The sequence below is a fragment of the Streptomyces sp. NPDC052064 genome (assembly GCF_055585925.1).
The window spans coordinates 465515-478772 of record NZ_JBVJJE010000003.1; the positions used below are offsets into that span (position 1 = coordinate 465515).

Here is a 13258-nt window from a genome sequence, read left to right on the forward strand (position 1 = left end):
CCGTGCCGCGTGCGCTGCTCACGGCCTCGGTTTGCCCGACCCTCCACCGGGACCGGGACCGGGGCTGAAGCCGCTGCCGGGGCCCGGGCCGGGCACGGGGCCCGGGCCGGCCAGGCCGCGCAGGCGTTCCATGTCGCGGCGGTCCCGTTTCGTCGGGCGGCCCGCGCCGCGGTCGCGGATGCCGGCCGGGGCGACGGCCTCGCGGGGCGGGGGCGGCGGGGAGTTGTCGATGTAGCACTGGGCGGCCACGGGGGCGCCGACCCGCTTGCGGATCAGCCGGGTGACGACGACGATCCGCTCCCGGCCCTCGTGCCGCAGGCGCACCTCGTCGCCGACGCGTACGGCGTGGGCGGGCTTCACGCGCTCGCCGTTGACGCGGACGTGTCCGCCGCGGCAGGCGGTGGCGCCCAGGGAACGGGTCTTGACGAGGCGTACGGCCCAGATCCAGCTGTCGACGCGGACGGTCTCGCCGCTCTGCGGCCCGGCGGCTTCGGCAGCGGCGATCGCCGCCGCGACCTTCGGGTCCACGGCCTTCGTGTCGCCCGCCGCGACCTTAGGGTCCACGGCCTTCGTTTCGCCCGCCCCGTCGTACTCCGCTCCTTCAGAAGCCATGTCCCCGACCTTAGTCCTCCGAGCCAGCTGTCCGGGGCGTCCGGGCATGGAAACCGCCCTCAGGACCGTCCTCCGCCCAACTCTACAAAACAAGTTTTGCAAAAACTCTTTTGGTAACCGCTCGCGGTGGCCTACCCTCCCGGCATGGACAGCGACGAGCACAAGCGCGTACTCGACCCCGAGCACGACACCGGCGCCCTGAAGGCCCTCACCCACCCCCTGCGCATCCAGCTGCTCGGGCTGCTGCGGCAGGACGGGCCCGCCACGGCCAGTGAGCTCGCAGCGCGGACGGGGGAGTCGTCGGCGTCGACCAGTTACCACCTGCGGGTGCTGGCGAAGTACGCGTTCATCGCCGAGGCCGAACACCGTGACGGGCGGGAGCGGCGCTGGCGGGCGCTGCACACCGTGACGTCCTGGAGCAACGAGGCGATGGAGTCGTCCGAGGCGGGCCGTGCCTTCGTCAGCCTGTCGCGGCGGCGGCAGTTGGAGCACCTGGAGATGTCCCTCGCCCGGCACGAGGCGGACATGTCCGCCGGGCGGTTCGGCCAGGAGTGGGTGGAGCCGTCCGGGATCAGCGACCTCATGCCCCGGCTGACGGCCGAGTCGCTCACCGAGCTCTGGGAGACGATCGCCCGGAAGCTGGAGGAGCTGACCGCCCGGGATGCGGAGGACCCGAGCGCCGAGCATGTCATGCTCCTCACCGCCGGCCTGCCGCTCGCCCCGCACGACCGTGGGGACGCGGGCCGCGAGGACGCCTCGTGACCGAGCTGACCCAGTTGCGGACCGTCCGCCGCCGTTACGTCACCGTCTGCGCGCTCTTATGGCTGCCGTCGGGCCTCGGCTTGGCCTCGATGGTCCTGCTGTTCAGCGAGCGCGGCATGTCCCTGGCCGCGGTCGCGGGGCTCTTCGCCGTCCACTCGCTGACCGTGGCCGCGCTGGAGCTGCCCACAGGCGGGCTCTCCGACGTCCTCGGGCGCCGGCCGGTCCTGGCCACGGCCGGTGTACTCAACGTGGTCGCCTGCGTGCTGGTCGGCCTCGGCACCACCGCGTGGGTGCTCACCGCCGGCATGGTGCTCATGGGTGCGGCCCGGGCCCTGTCCAGCGGTACCGCCGAGGCCTGGTACGTCGACACCGTTCAGGGGTGCTCCGGCCCCGACGCCGAGCTGCGCACAGGCCTGGCCCGAGGCGGCTCCGCGACCTCCGCCGCACTCGCGGCCGGCCTGCTGCTCGGCGGTGCGCTGCCCTGGCTGCTCGGCACGGGGCCCGGTCTCGGTACCAGGCTGAGCGAGGCGACGGCCGGGGCGGTGCTGCCCTTGTCCGTCCCCATGCTGCTGGGAGCCGTGGTCAGGGTCGTCCTCGTCTGCTACGTGCTGGCCGTGCTGCGGGAGCCGCCGCGACCGACGGCCACCCTGCGTTCGGTGCTGCGCGGCGTCCCGGTCACCGTCCTGGACGGGCTGCGGCTGGGCGGCCGGGACGCGCTGGTCCGCCGGGTCCTGCTCACCGCCGCGGTCGTCGGCGGCGCCCTGGCCGCCGTCGAACTGCTCATCCCGGGCCGCACCGTCGAGCTGACCGGAGCGCCCGGCTCCGGAGCGATGGTGTACGCCGCGCTCGCCTGCGCGGGCTTCGTCTGCAACGGTGTCGGCAGCCACCTCGCGCCGCTCGCCGCCCGGATCGCGGGCAGTGGCGAGCGGGCCGTGCTGGTCTGTCTCGTGACGGGCGCGGGCGGCATGCTGCTGCTCGGTCTCACCGCGACCACCACGCACCCGCTCGCCACGGCCCTCGCGGTCGTCGGCTTCTGCTTGCTCTACCTCGCCATCGGCGCCGCGTCCCCGAACCAGAACGACCTGCTGCACCGCCGCGTCACCAGCGCCGGCCGCGCCACCGCCCTGTCCGTCCAGTCCCTCGCCCTGCAACTGGTCGGCGCGCTCGCCGGCCTCGTCGCCGGCGCGTTGCGGCCGGGCCCGCTGCCGTGGCTGCTGACCGGTGCGGTGCTGTTGTCCGGGGCCCTGCTCTGGCTACGCCGAGTCGAGACACGGTCCGCGCCGGACACGACCATCACCCCGGGCTCACGTGCCGGCATGTCCTGAGCTTTCCGCCTCCCGGTGAGGAGGCCGCCCCACCGCCGCCTACGGTGGAGTCATGGACACCAGCGGTCTCCCCCTCCTCGACCGGCGCATCACGGACTGCCGGGCCTGCCCGCGGCTGGTCTCCTGGCGTGAGGAGGTGGCCCGGGCCAAGCGAGCCGCCTATGCGGACTGGACGTACTGGGGGCGGCCGGTGCCCGGGTTCGGGCCGGCGGACGCCCGGCTGCTGATCGTCGGACTCGCCCCCGCCGCCCACGGCGGCAACCGCACCGGCCGGATGTTCACCGGCGACCGCTCCGGGGACGTCCTGTACGAGGCGCTGTACGACGTCGGCCTCGCCTCCCGGCCCACGGCCGAGCACGCCCACGACGGCCTGGAGCTGTACGGCGTACGCGTCACCTCGCCCGTGCACTGCGCCCCGCCCGCGAACAAACCCACCCCGCAGGAGCGGGACACCTGCCGCCCCTGGCTCGTGCAGGAACTGGGGCTGCTGCGTCCGACGCTGCGGGCCGTGGTCGTGCTCGGCGCCTTCGGCTGGCAGGCCGCGCTGCCCGCGTTCGCGGAGGCGGGCTGGTCCGTGCCCCGGCCCCGGCCGGCCTTCGGCCACGGGGCCCGGTTCCACTTGGACGGCCTGGAGCTCTTCGGCTGCTTCCACGTCAGCCAGCGCAACACCTTCACCGGACGGCTCACCCCGGCGATGCTCCGCGACGTCCTGCGGACGGCCGCGCGGGCGGCGGAACTGCCGACGACCGCCGACTGAACGGCACAGCTAGGGCGCTTCCTCCTCCCCGAACAAGTGCCGCACCGTGGAGCGGTAGTTGGTCCGTACGTGTATGAGCGCGTGCGTGCGGGCCCTGTCCGGGTCGCCCGAGGCGATCGCCTCGTACAGCTCGCGGTGTTCCACGAGGAGCTGGGGCCACTCCTCGTTGCGCCGGGTCATCCAGCGCAGCCGTCCGGCGACCGGTTCCAGGGCCTCGGTCAGCAGGCTGTTGCCGGCCATCGCCACGATGCGGTCGTGCAGGCGGCTGTTGAGGTCCGTGATCAGCTCGGCGTCCCCGGCCTCGGTGGCGGTGGCCGCGTGGTCCAGGAGCTCCTTGACCTCGGCAAGGTCCTGCGGTGTCGCGCGGGACGCGGCGAGTCCGGCGGCGTAGACCTCCAGGGCCTCGCGCAGTTCGAACAGTTCCTTGACGTCGTTCGGGGTGAGACGGCGTACGACCGTGCGGCGGGGCGTCTCGAAGTGGACGAAGCCCTCGGCGACGAGCGCCCGGATCGCCTCCCGGACCGGAACGCGTGAGACGCCGAAGCGCTCCGCCAGCTCGCGTTCGACCAGGCGATCACCGGGACGGAGGCTGCCCGCGATGATCTCCTGCCGCAGCTCGGCCGTGACGCGTTCGCGCACCGCTCCAAGAGGTTCGATCTTCGTCATGGATACCATCCTCGCCGAGGCGAGGTGTCTTTTACGCAGCGTTAACAAGAGCGACATCGGTCAGAACTGTTGACGGCGAGACCATGACCGCAGTTTGGTATACCAAAGCCCCCCGCAGAGCGGCCCCCCGCACAGCAGTCCCTCACAGAGCAGTCCTCCGTCGTCCCCTCGCTCATGGAGGCCCCGTGTCCCTCGCCGACCGTGCCCCAGCCACCGGCACCCCAGCGTTCGTCCCCGATCCCCGGCTCACCAACGAAGACCTCGCGCCCGCGAAGAAGCGCAACTGGAAGGTCTTCGACCTCTTCGCCATGTGGATGTCCGACGTCCACAACCTCGGCAACTACACCTTCGCCGCCGGGCTGCTCTTCCTGGGCATGAACGTCTGGCAGATCTTCACGTCCCTGCTCGTCGGCTTCGTGATCATCTACATCGGCATGAACTGGATGGGGAAGATCGGGCAGCGCCACGGCGTCCCCTTCCCGGTCGTCAGCCGTATCGCCTTCGGTGTCTGGGGCGCCAACATCCCGGCGCTGATCAGGGCCGTGATCGCCATCATGTGGTACGGCATCCAGACCTACCTGGCCTCCGTCGCCGTCAACGTGATGCTGCTCGCGGCCTGGCCGAGCCTGGAGTCGTGGACGCACAACTCCTTCCTCGGGCTGGACGCGCTCGGCTGGGTCTCCTTCATCGCGCTGTGGCTGGTCCAGGCGGCGATCATCAGCCGGGGCATGGAATCGGTCCGCAAGTTCCAGGACTTCTGCGGTCCGGCGATCTGGCTGGTGATGATCGCGCTGGCCGTGTGGATCCTCGCCAAGGCCGGCTGGACGATCTCGCTCACCTCCACCCCGCACCCGGTCTCCGTGGGCGAGCAGTGGCGCCAGTGGTTCGGCGCGATCGGGCTGGTCCTCGCCACGTACGGCACCCTGATGCTCAACTTCTGCGACTTCTCCCGCTTCGCGCCCGACTACAAGTCGGTCAAGCGCGGCAACTTCTGGGGCCTGCCCATCAACTCCACGGCCTTCGTGATCGTGTCGGTCATCGTCACCGCGGGCGCCTTCGAGGTGTTCGGCAAGGAGATCACCGACCCGGCCTACCTCGTCGCCGAGATCGGAAACACCTGGGTGCTGGTGCTGGGCGCGCTGACCTTCGCCATCGCCACCATGGGCGTCAACATCGTCGCCAACTTCGTCTCGCCGGCGTACGACCTCGCCAACGTCTGGCCGCAGAAGATCACCTTCAAGGTCGGCGGCATGATCAGCACGGTCGCGGCCCTGCTCGTCACGCCCTGGAACCTCTTCTCCAACCCGACCGTCGTGAACTACTTCCTCGGCGGCCTCGGTGCCTTCCTCGGCCCGCTGTTCGGCGTGATCATGCTCGACTACTACTGGGTCAAGCGCGGCCGAGTGAACGTGGACGAACTCTTCGACGCCACCCCCGGCTCCCGCTACCACTACCGCAAGGGCGTCAACCCCAAGGCACTGTGGGCCTTCCTGCCGGCGGCGGGCGTCGCGGCGGTGCTCGCGCTGGTGAAGGACTTCAGCGACGTGGCGCCGTACTCCTGGTTCATCGGCACGGCCCTCGCGGCCGGACTGTACGCGGTCCTGTGCCGCAGCGAACGTGCCGCCGAGCGCCCTGCCGTGGAGGTCTGAGAGACGTGCGGATCGTCGTCACCAACTGCAACACCACGCAGGAGATGACCGAGGAGATCGTACGAGGTGCCCGGGCCGCCGCAGGCCCGGGCACCACCGTGACCGGACTGACCCCCGCGTGGGGGCCGGAGTCCGCGGAGGGCTGGCTCGACAGCTATCTGTCCGCCGCGGCCGTCCTGGACACGCTGCGGACGTACGACGGACCGCCGTACGACGCCGTCGTCATGGCCGGCTTCGGGGAACACGGGCGCGAGGGCGTCCGGGAACTGGTGGGCGTACCGGTCGTCGACATCACCGAGGCGGCGGCACATCTGGCCTGTCTGCTGGGCCGCCGCTACGGCGTCGTCACCACGCTGGAGAGGTCCGTCGGCCAGATCGAGGACAGCCTGGAGACGGCGGGCGTGGCCCGCAACTGCGCCGCGATCGTCGGCACGGGCCTGAACGTGCTGGACCTCGGCGACGACGAGCGCACCGAGACGGCGTTCCTGGCCGCCGCCGAGCGGGCGTGCGCGGCCGGGGCCGAGGTGCTGGTGCTGGGCTGTGCCGGCATGACGGGGTTGCAGCGGGTGGTCGGGGAGAAGCTGGGCCTGCCGGTCGTCGACGGGGTCGCCGCGGCGGTCAAACTGGCGGAGTCGCTGGTGGCGCTGGGGCTGACGACGAGCCGGGTGGGGAGCTACGCCGAGCCGCTGGCGAAACGGAGGGTGTGGGGGCGGCCCACGGGTCGGTAGCTCACGGCTGTCCGCCGGGGGAGGGGCCGTCGAGTGCGAGGTCGTCTCGATGGGCCCCGTAGAACGCCACCTGGCGGGCCATGACCTCCCGCATCGAGGTGCCGCGCGGGATGCCGTAGACCGTGCCGGGGAAGTCCAGCGCCTCCTGCACCTGCCACAGCTCGTCGTGCTCGCCGGGGGCGAAGAGCCGGGCCCGGGGCGCTCCCGCCGCGATCCAGCCGATGGGCAGGACAGTGCCGGGCGGCAGCACGGAGTTGACGTGCAGGACGCTGTGGATCCGCAGTTCGGACCCGGCGCTCGCGACGGCGCCCGGGAAGACGCAGGCGCCGGTGGCCACGAAGACCTCGTCCTCCAGTGTCGCCCCGTTGACATGGGCGTGCGGGCCGACGAGCACGGCGTCACCGATCACGGCGGGGTGCCGGGCCCGCCCCCGCACCAGCGCGTTCTCCATGACGACGACGTCCGAGCCCACCCGCACCTCCCCGTCCTCGGCGGTGAGCACGGCCCCGTGCAGCACCCTGCTGCGCTCACCGAGGACCACGGCCCCGCACAGCACGGCCGTCGGGGCGACGTACGCGGACTCGGGGACGACGGGGCGCCGCCCTCGGTGCTCGATCAACATGGCGTTCTCCTCAGGCCTCAGGCCGGCGGCTCGCCGGGCACGACCGCTGTCGCCGTAATCTCCACCAACTGCCCCGTGTACCCGAGGCACGCCACGCCGATCAGAGTCGAGGAGTGCGGGCCGGCACTGAGCCCGGACGCCTCGACGACGTCCCAGACGGCCGACAGCACGGCCGGCTCACTGCTCACGACGTACACGTCGGTCGCCACGACGTGCGCCAGGCCGCTGCCGACGGCGCGCAGTTGCTCGCGAAGGTTGTCGATCACCTGCTCGGCCTGCCGCACGGGATCCCCGGGGCCGACGAGCTCGCCGTCGGCGTCCAGAGGAACGGACCCGGCGAGGAACGCGAGTTTCGCGCCGGCCTCCACGACGGAGGCGTGGGAGTAAGTGGGCGGCGGAAACAGGCTCGGGACAGTGACTCGCTGGATCACGGGGGGTCTCCGATCTCTACGGGCGGCAGCCGAGGACAGCCCACCGATCATGCAGGCCCCGGTGCGCGGACGCACCCGTATTTCGGTTCACCCCGACCGGGCCGTCCCCCTACGCTTCACCGGACCCCGCCACCCGCCCGCCCAGGAGAAGCACCCGTGCCCAGCCTCCCGGACCAGACCTTCCTCGACACCACCGCCGACCGTCTCGCTTCCCTCCCCGCCGTCCAGGCGGTCACCCTCGGCGGCTCCCGGGCCCAGGGCACCGAACGCCCGGACAGCGACTGGGACCTGGCGATCTACTACCGGGGCGAATTCGCCCCGGACGACCTCCGTGCGGTCGGCTGGGAGGGCGAGGTCTCCGAGCTCGGCGCGTGGGGCGGCGGCGTCTTCAACGGCGGCGCCTGGCTGACGATCGAGGGCAGGAGGGTGGACGTCCACTACCGCGACCTGGACGTCGTCGAACACGAGTGGGCGGAGGCGCAGGCAGGCCGTTTCCGCGTCGAGCCGCTGATGTTCCACCTGGCGGGAATCCCGACGTACCTGCTCGTCGCCGAACTCGCGATCAACAAGGTGCTGCGGGGCGAACTGCCACGTCCGGACACCTACCCGCGGGCCCTGCGCGAGACCGCCCCAGCACACTGGCACGGCATGGCCGCCGCGACTCTGGCCTACGCGAAGGCAGGCCATGCCCCGAAGGGCGCCCTCACCCAGGTCGCCGGCGCGATCGCCCTCGCGGCGACACAGACGGCGCACGCGGTGCTGGCGGCACGGGGGGAGTGGGTGACCAACGAGAAGGGGCTCGTCGAGCGGGCCGGACTGCGCGAGATCGACGTGCTTTCACAGAATCTGACGGAGGGCCCGGAAGCGCTCACCCGGTCGGTCACCACTGCCGAGACGCTCCTCGCCCGGGCCGTCGAGGCGGCCCGCCGGTGACGGATTCGCCGGCCGGGTCGGTCAATCCTCGCGGATGTGCTGTTCCGCAGGTTCAAGTGACCGTGAGCAACGCTGTGTGAGGGGGAGTCAGTGTCCGCGGGGAGGCGCCGGGTTCTTCCTGATGAGGTCGAGGAGACCGGGGAAGCGGGTGTCGATATCGGCTTTCCGGAGTTGTGCCATCCGGCTGTTGCCTCGGTCGACCTGTCGGATCAGGCCGGCTTCCCGCAGGATGCGGAAATGATGGCTGCGGGTGGACTTGGTGACCGGCAGACCGAAGGAACTGCAGTGCCGCTCCGTGCCCTCCGGCTCCCAGGCGAGGGTCGAGATCACCTCGTATCGCAGGCGGTCGGACAGGGCGTGCAGGACGGTGCGCAGGTCCAGTTCCTCGCATGAGGGGTGCCCCTCGGCGTCGGGCATCGCGTGAACTCCTTCGGTCACGATACGAGGGCGCTGCAGGTCGGGCTCAGGATCGCGCCTGCGGCAGCCCGGAAGCCTTAGGTTCTAGTTGCATCGTACCTCGGGGTCATGGCAGCGTGAGGTTCGATAAAAAGCGAACCTGCTGGTTCGTCCCTCCGAACGCTACGGAGCGATCCGTTGTCCACACAGACCGAACGCCTGCCCACCGAGGGCCGCACTCCCGTCGTCGGCGAGCCCGGCGGGGCCGCGGCGCCCCGCCGGACGCTGACGCTGCCAGCCGTCCTGCTCGCCGTCTTCGTCGTACCGACGTCCATCTCCGGCACGGCAGTGGCCCTGCCCGACATCGGCGCGGACACGCACGCGACCCTGGTCCCTCTGCAGTGGGTGGTCAACGCGTTCAACGTTGCCTTCGCCTGCTTCACGCTCGCGTGGGGCTCGGTCGCCGACATCATCGGGCGGGTGCGAGCCTTCGGCCTGGGGGCGGGGATCTACGCCGTGGCCTCACTGGGCAGCGCCCTCGCCGGCAACGTGATCATGCTGGACGTCGCCCGGGCCCTGGCCGGGCTCGGTGGTGCGGCGATCTTCTCCTGCGGCAGTGCCATTCTGTCGACCGTCTTCGACGGCCCGGCGCGCGGGAAAGCGTTTGCGCTCTTCGGCACCGTGGCCGGCATCGGGGTCGGGATCGGGCCGTCGCTCTCCGGTGCGCTGGTGCAGGCTGTGGGCTGGCGCTGGGTCTTCGCGCTGCACACCGTCGCTCTGGGGCTGGTGCTGCTCGCCGTGCCGTCCATCGCCCGTCGGACGGCCGAGCGGCGCCGCGAGGGCGCACGCATCGACGTGCTCGGCAGCGTGTTGTTCATCCTCGCGATGCTGCTGCTCACCACGGCCATCGTGCAGGGGTCCCAGTGGGGTTGGGCCAGCACCGGCGTGCTGTCCTTGTTCGCCGGGACCGTGGTGGCCCTCGCCCTCTTCACCGCCGTCGAGAAGCGCCGCGACCACCCCATGCTCGACCTGAGCGTGCTCGGCAACCGCCGCTACCTCGCACTGTGCCTCGTCCCGGTCGCCGCGTCCTTCGGCTTCGTGACGATGCTGACCTACCTGCCGAGCTACCTGACCACGGTGAGCGGCTACGGCAGCGGCACCGCCGGACTGATCATGGTCCTGCTCACCCTGCCGGTTCTCGCATGTCCGATGCTCGCGGCCAAGCTGGTCGCCCGCGGTGTATCGGCACTCACGCTGATCTACGTCAGCCTGGGCTGCCTCGTGCTGGGAGACGCCACGCTCACCCTCTTCGGTGAGCACGTGGCCCTCATGGTCGTCGCGGTGCCGATGCTCGTCACCGGGGCCGGGATGGGGCTGTCCGCAGGGCTGGTGGACGGCCAGGCGCTGGAGATCGTCGCACCGGAGAAGGCCGGCATGGCGGCTGGCTTCCTCAACACGCTCCGCCTGGGCAGCGAGGCGATCGCCGTCGCGATCTACGGCTCGCTTCTGGCCACGGTCCTGGCGTCGCGGATGCGCGAGGGTATCGGCGACTTCCCCGGCGCCGGAGAACCGGCGACAGTGGCGAACGAGGTGGCCGGCGGCGACCTCACCGGTCCCGCCGCCGCAGTGGGCGCCTCGGCGCGCACCGACTTCACCGACTTCCTGGTGCGGTCCTACGACTCGGCGTTCCACACCGTCCTGTGGGTCCTCACCGGTATCTGCCTCGTCCTCTTCGTGGTCATCGGCGGTCTGCTACGCGCCGGTCGGAACCGCCGCGGGCCGGCGACCGCGACCGGACCGCGGGCAGCGGGCTGACCGGCGGCGTCGAGCGCCACGCTCGGCCGCCGCCCGTGGACGGGGCTCGGGGCTCGGCGGAGCCGCGTTCAACCTCTGTATGTCAGCAGTCGCAACCGTGGTCCGAGAGAGGAACGCCCGCGCTGGTCCTGGTTGACCGGCCCGCACGCTCTGGCTCGGGGCGCCGGATTGCGTTCATAAAGAACCCGGCTTTCCCGCACTCCGTCACGTTCCGGAAACCTTTCCTCCAGGAACCCCGCCTACTGTGGGCACCCACACCCCAGCCCGGCCACCGTCGCCCGAAGGCCCACCCCTGCCCTCGACGAGTCGACAGGAGCCCTGTGTCCCGGTCCCGCCGTGTCCTTCTCAAGTTGCCGCCCTGGCTCGCGCATGCCCTGCGCGCTCAGCGGGGTCCGGTGCCCTGGAGCGCGGTCACGCGAGGGGCTCTGTCCGCGGGGCCGCTGCTGCTGGTGGCCGTGCAGGTCGGCCGTACCTCGCTCGGCGTCGTCGCCGCCATCGCCGCCATGCTGGCCGGGATCAACGACCGGCCCGGGAGCCGGCGGGTCTCGGTCAAGCGGATCGGGGTGCCCGCGCTGGGCGGTGCCCTGGGGCTGGTGGTCGGGACGTACTCCGGGCAGCAGGCCGGCGCGGTCGTGCTGACCGTGATCCTCACGTTCATCGGACTCGTCGCCGGGAGTATCAGCGCGATCGGGCCCGTCGCGTCCGCCGTCGGGACGCAGTTGCTCGTCGCTTCGGCGATCGGGGCCGGGATGCCCCTGCCGGAGGCGGGGTGGGAGCGTGCGCTCGCCTACGTCGCGGGCGCCGGGTGGCTGCTCGTGCTCCGGCTCGTGCTGCCCACGCCCGGCTCCCTCGCCGGGGATTTCCGGTTCGACGGGGAGCGGAAGGCCGTCGCCGGGGTGTACGACGCCGTCGCCGAGCTGCTCGACGCCGTCGGCGGGCCCGAGGCCATGCGCCGACGGGCCGCGCTCACCGCCGCCCTCGACCACGCGCAGGACGCCCTCGCCGGGCCCCGGCTGCGGCGGTACGCCTCCTCCTCCACCGAGCGGCGGCTGCACGCGCAGTACGCCGCCGCCCTGCCCCTCGCCGAGGCCGCCACCGCGCTGGCGTGGGCCGGAGAGGCCGTCGCCGAGCGGGCCTCTGAAGGGCCCCGGCGGCTCGCCGCCGCCGTACGCGGCAACAGCCACACCGGGCCGCTGCCCGCACCCTCCCGCTCGGCGCCCGCCCTGCGCGCCCTCGACGACGCCCTCCTGCACGCCGCCGAGGTGTTCGACCAGGGCAGGGGCGGCGATCTGCACACCCGGCCCCGTACGCCCAGGGACCGGCTGCGGGCCGCCTTCGGCAGCGCCGGACGCGAGTACGGGCTGCGTGTCGCCCTCTGCTTCGGGGCCAGTTCGGCGGCCGCCCAGGCCCTGCACCAGGGCCAGTGGTACGGGCAGCACGAGCACTGGTACTGGCTGCCGGCCACCGCCGTCTTCCTCGTCAAGCCCGACCTGGGACCGCTGGCCTCGCGGGTACTGAACCGGGCCGCCGGCACCGTGCTCGGCGCCGTCCTCTTCGCCGGATTCGCCGCCGTCCTGCCCCGGCCCGAAGGGCTCATCGCGCTCGTCGCCCTCAGCGGAGCGCTCATACCCGTTGCCACCCGGCACTTCGCCGCCCAGACCGCCGTCGTCACCGTCCTCGTCCTCGCCCTGGTCATGGTCGGCGGCGAGCCGCAGGCCTCCATGGGGCGGATCGGCGAGACGCTGCTGGCCTGCGCCATCGTGCTGATCGTCGGGCACCTGCCGATGCCCGGGCAGCGGGGCGGGGGAGTGCGCGCCCGGCTCGCGGCGGCGAGCGGGGCCGCGTACGCCTACCTCACCCACGTCCTCGCCGAGGCCGACGCCCCGCGCATCGGCACCTCCGGTACACCCGCCGAGCGCCGCGGCACACCCGCCGAGCGCCGCGGTACACCCGCCGAGCGCCGCGGCACGCCCTCCGAGCGCCCCGCCACCCCCACCGACGGCCGCGTCACCTCCACCGACGACCGCGTCACCCCCTCCGACCACCGCGCCATCCGCTGGACCCTGCGCCGCGAGGCCTACCGCACCCTCGCCGAGGCCCGAACGGCCATCTCCCTGTCCGCGCACGAACTGCCCGCCCTCGCCCGGCACACCGAGGGCGCGGACGAGGTGGCCGACCTCCTCGAACGCCTCGTCGACACCACCACCGCCTGCGCCGTCCACCTCGACGACACGGGACGGATCGGTCCCGAGCACACCGCGCGGCTCACCGCCCTCCTCGACGAACTCGCCGGACCGGTGGAGCGGGTGGGGCTACGACCTCTCCGGACTCCCCGCGCCGGATAGCCGCCCCGGCCCGTCCGCCGTGCCCAACACCCCCACCGGGCCGGCACCCTGCGCGGTCGCCGCCCGGCGCACCTCGGTCGCGAACCCGTGCCCCGCGACCGCCGGCTCCACCTTCGCGGCGATCTCCCCCGCTTCCCGGCCGGCAGTTCCCAGCACAGACACCGCAGGCCTCCCCGGCGCCGGCCAGCGCCTCAGCGCGGTCAGTTCCGGGGGCGTC

Annotated in this window: 13 protein-coding genes; 8 read left to right on the forward strand and 5 right to left on the reverse strand. The window is 72.5% G+C overall.

Annotated features, from left to right (window positions below; translation table 11 throughout):
* Window positions 1–18: 18 nt before the first annotated feature.
* Window positions 19–612 carry an RNA-binding S4 domain-containing protein gene (locus tag ACZ6TU_RS09970; RefSeq protein WP_467674013.1) on the reverse strand — a complete coding sequence of 198 codons (594 nt, stop codon included), beginning with the start codon at window positions 610–612 and terminating at the stop codon, window positions 19–21.
* A gap of 144 nt (window positions 613–756) precedes the next feature.
* Between ACZ6TU_RS09970 and ACZ6TU_RS09975 the strand changes: the two genes are divergently transcribed.
* Genes ACZ6TU_RS09975 through ACZ6TU_RS09985 form a run of 3 tightly spaced genes read left to right on the forward strand, consistent with a single transcriptional unit; the run spans window position 757 to window position 3456 of the window.
* Window positions 757–1374: an ArsR/SmtB family transcription factor gene (locus tag ACZ6TU_RS09975; protein ID WP_467674011.1), complete on the forward strand. Its 618-nt coding sequence runs from the start codon at window positions 757–759 to the stop codon at window positions 1372–1374.
* Window positions 1371–2699: an MFS transporter gene (locus ACZ6TU_RS09980; protein WP_467674009.1), complete on the forward strand. Its 1329-nt coding sequence runs from the start codon at window positions 1371–1373 to the stop codon at window positions 2697–2699. The genes ACZ6TU_RS09975 and ACZ6TU_RS09980 overlap by 4 nt, the downstream gene beginning before the upstream one ends.
* Before the next feature lie 52 nt (window positions 2700–2751).
* Complete coding sequence (locus ACZ6TU_RS09985; protein ID WP_467674007.1) at window positions 2752–3456, forward strand: uracil-DNA glycosylase; 705 nt, start codon at window positions 2752–2754, stop codon at window positions 3454–3456.
* Between the two features lie 9 nt (window positions 3457–3465).
* On the opposite strand, the gene ACZ6TU_RS09990 is transcribed toward ACZ6TU_RS09985, so the two are convergent.
* Complete coding sequence (locus ACZ6TU_RS09990) at window positions 3466–4131, reverse strand: GntR family transcriptional regulator (protein ID WP_467674005.1); 666 nt, start codon at window positions 4129–4131, stop codon at window positions 3466–3468.
* A gap of 176 nt (window positions 4132–4307) precedes the next feature.
* On the opposite strand from ACZ6TU_RS09990, the gene ACZ6TU_RS09995 reads away from it, so the two are divergent.
* Both ACZ6TU_RS09995 and ACZ6TU_RS10000 read left to right on the forward strand, forming a co-directional pair.
* Window positions 4308–5771, forward strand: coding sequence for an NCS1 family nucleobase:cation symporter-1 (locus ACZ6TU_RS09995; protein WP_467674003.1), 1464 nt, complete (start codon window positions 4308–4310; stop codon window positions 5769–5771).
* Between the two features lie 5 nt (window positions 5772–5776).
* The gene (locus ACZ6TU_RS10000) at window positions 5777–6499 is read left to right on the forward strand and encodes an aspartate/glutamate racemase family protein (RefSeq protein ID WP_467674001.1); all 723 of its coding nucleotides are present in this window, start codon (window positions 5777–5779) and stop codon (window positions 6497–6499) included.
* Between the two features lies 1 nt (window position 6500).
* Here ACZ6TU_RS10000 and ACZ6TU_RS10005 read toward each other — a convergent pair whose 3' ends face one another.
* A complete protein-coding gene (locus tag ACZ6TU_RS10005; protein ID WP_469547701.1) occupies window positions 6501–7121 on the reverse strand; it encodes a gamma carbonic anhydrase family protein in 621 nt (206 codons plus the stop codon).
* Window positions 7122–7138: 17 nt separating this feature from the next.
* Window positions 7139–7552: a RidA family protein gene (locus ACZ6TU_RS10010; protein WP_467673997.1), complete on the reverse strand. Its 414-nt coding sequence runs from the start codon at window positions 7550–7552 to the stop codon at window positions 7139–7141.
* Window positions 7553–7708: 156 nt separating this feature from the next.
* Here ACZ6TU_RS10010 and ACZ6TU_RS10015 point away from each other — a divergent pair, with 156 nt between their 5' ends.
* On the forward strand, window positions 7709–8485 hold the full coding sequence (locus ACZ6TU_RS10015) for a nucleotidyltransferase domain-containing protein (protein ID WP_467673995.1): 777 nt from the start codon (window positions 7709–7711) through the stop codon (window positions 8483–8485).
* A gap of 87 nt (window positions 8486–8572) precedes the next feature.
* Here the strand turns inward: ACZ6TU_RS10015 and ACZ6TU_RS10020 are convergent, their stop codons facing one another.
* Complete coding sequence (locus ACZ6TU_RS10020) at window positions 8573–8902, reverse strand: ArsR/SmtB family transcription factor (RefSeq protein ID WP_467673993.1); 330 nt, start codon at window positions 8900–8902, stop codon at window positions 8573–8575.
* A 177-nt stretch (window positions 8903–9079) separates the two neighbouring features.
* Here ACZ6TU_RS10020 and ACZ6TU_RS10025 point away from each other — a divergent pair, with 177 nt between their 5' ends.
* Together ACZ6TU_RS10025 and ACZ6TU_RS10030 are read left to right on the forward strand one after the other, a co-directional pair.
* Window positions 9080–10696 (forward strand): MFS transporter, encoded by a 1617-nt coding sequence (locus ACZ6TU_RS10025; protein ID WP_467673991.1) that lies wholly within the window; start codon window positions 9080–9082, stop codon window positions 10694–10696.
* Window positions 10697–11016: 320 nt separating this feature from the next.
* Window positions 11017–13041: an FUSC family protein gene (locus ACZ6TU_RS10030; protein WP_467673989.1), complete on the forward strand. Its 2025-nt coding sequence runs from the start codon at window positions 11017–11019 to the stop codon at window positions 13039–13041.
* Window positions 13042–13258: the final 217 nt, after the last annotated feature.

Bases quoted from the DNA above. Each gene is read 5' to 3' on its own strand.
- ACZ6TU_RS09970 (WP_467674013.1), bottom strand. From the start codon at position 612: ATGGCTTCTGAAGGAGCGGAGTACGACGGGGCGGGCGAAACGAAGGCC.
- ACZ6TU_RS09975 (WP_467674011.1), top strand. From the start codon at position 757: ATGGACAGCGACGAGCACAAGCGCGTACTCGACCCCGAGCACGACACC.
- ACZ6TU_RS09985 (WP_467674007.1), top strand. From the start codon at position 2,752: ATGGACACCAGCGGTCTCCCCCTCCTCGACCGGCGCATCACGGACTGC.
- ACZ6TU_RS09990 (WP_467674005.1), bottom strand. From the start codon at position 4,131: ATGGTATCCATGACGAAGATCGAACCTCTTGGAGCGGTGCGCGAACGC.
- ACZ6TU_RS10005 (WP_469547701.1), bottom strand. From the start codon at position 7,121: ATGTTGATCGAGCACCGAGGGCGGCGCCCCGTCGTCCCCGAGTCCGCG.
- ACZ6TU_RS10020 (WP_467673993.1), bottom strand. From the start codon at position 8,902: ATGCCCGACGCCGAGGGGCACCCCTCATGCGAGGAACTGGACCTGCGC.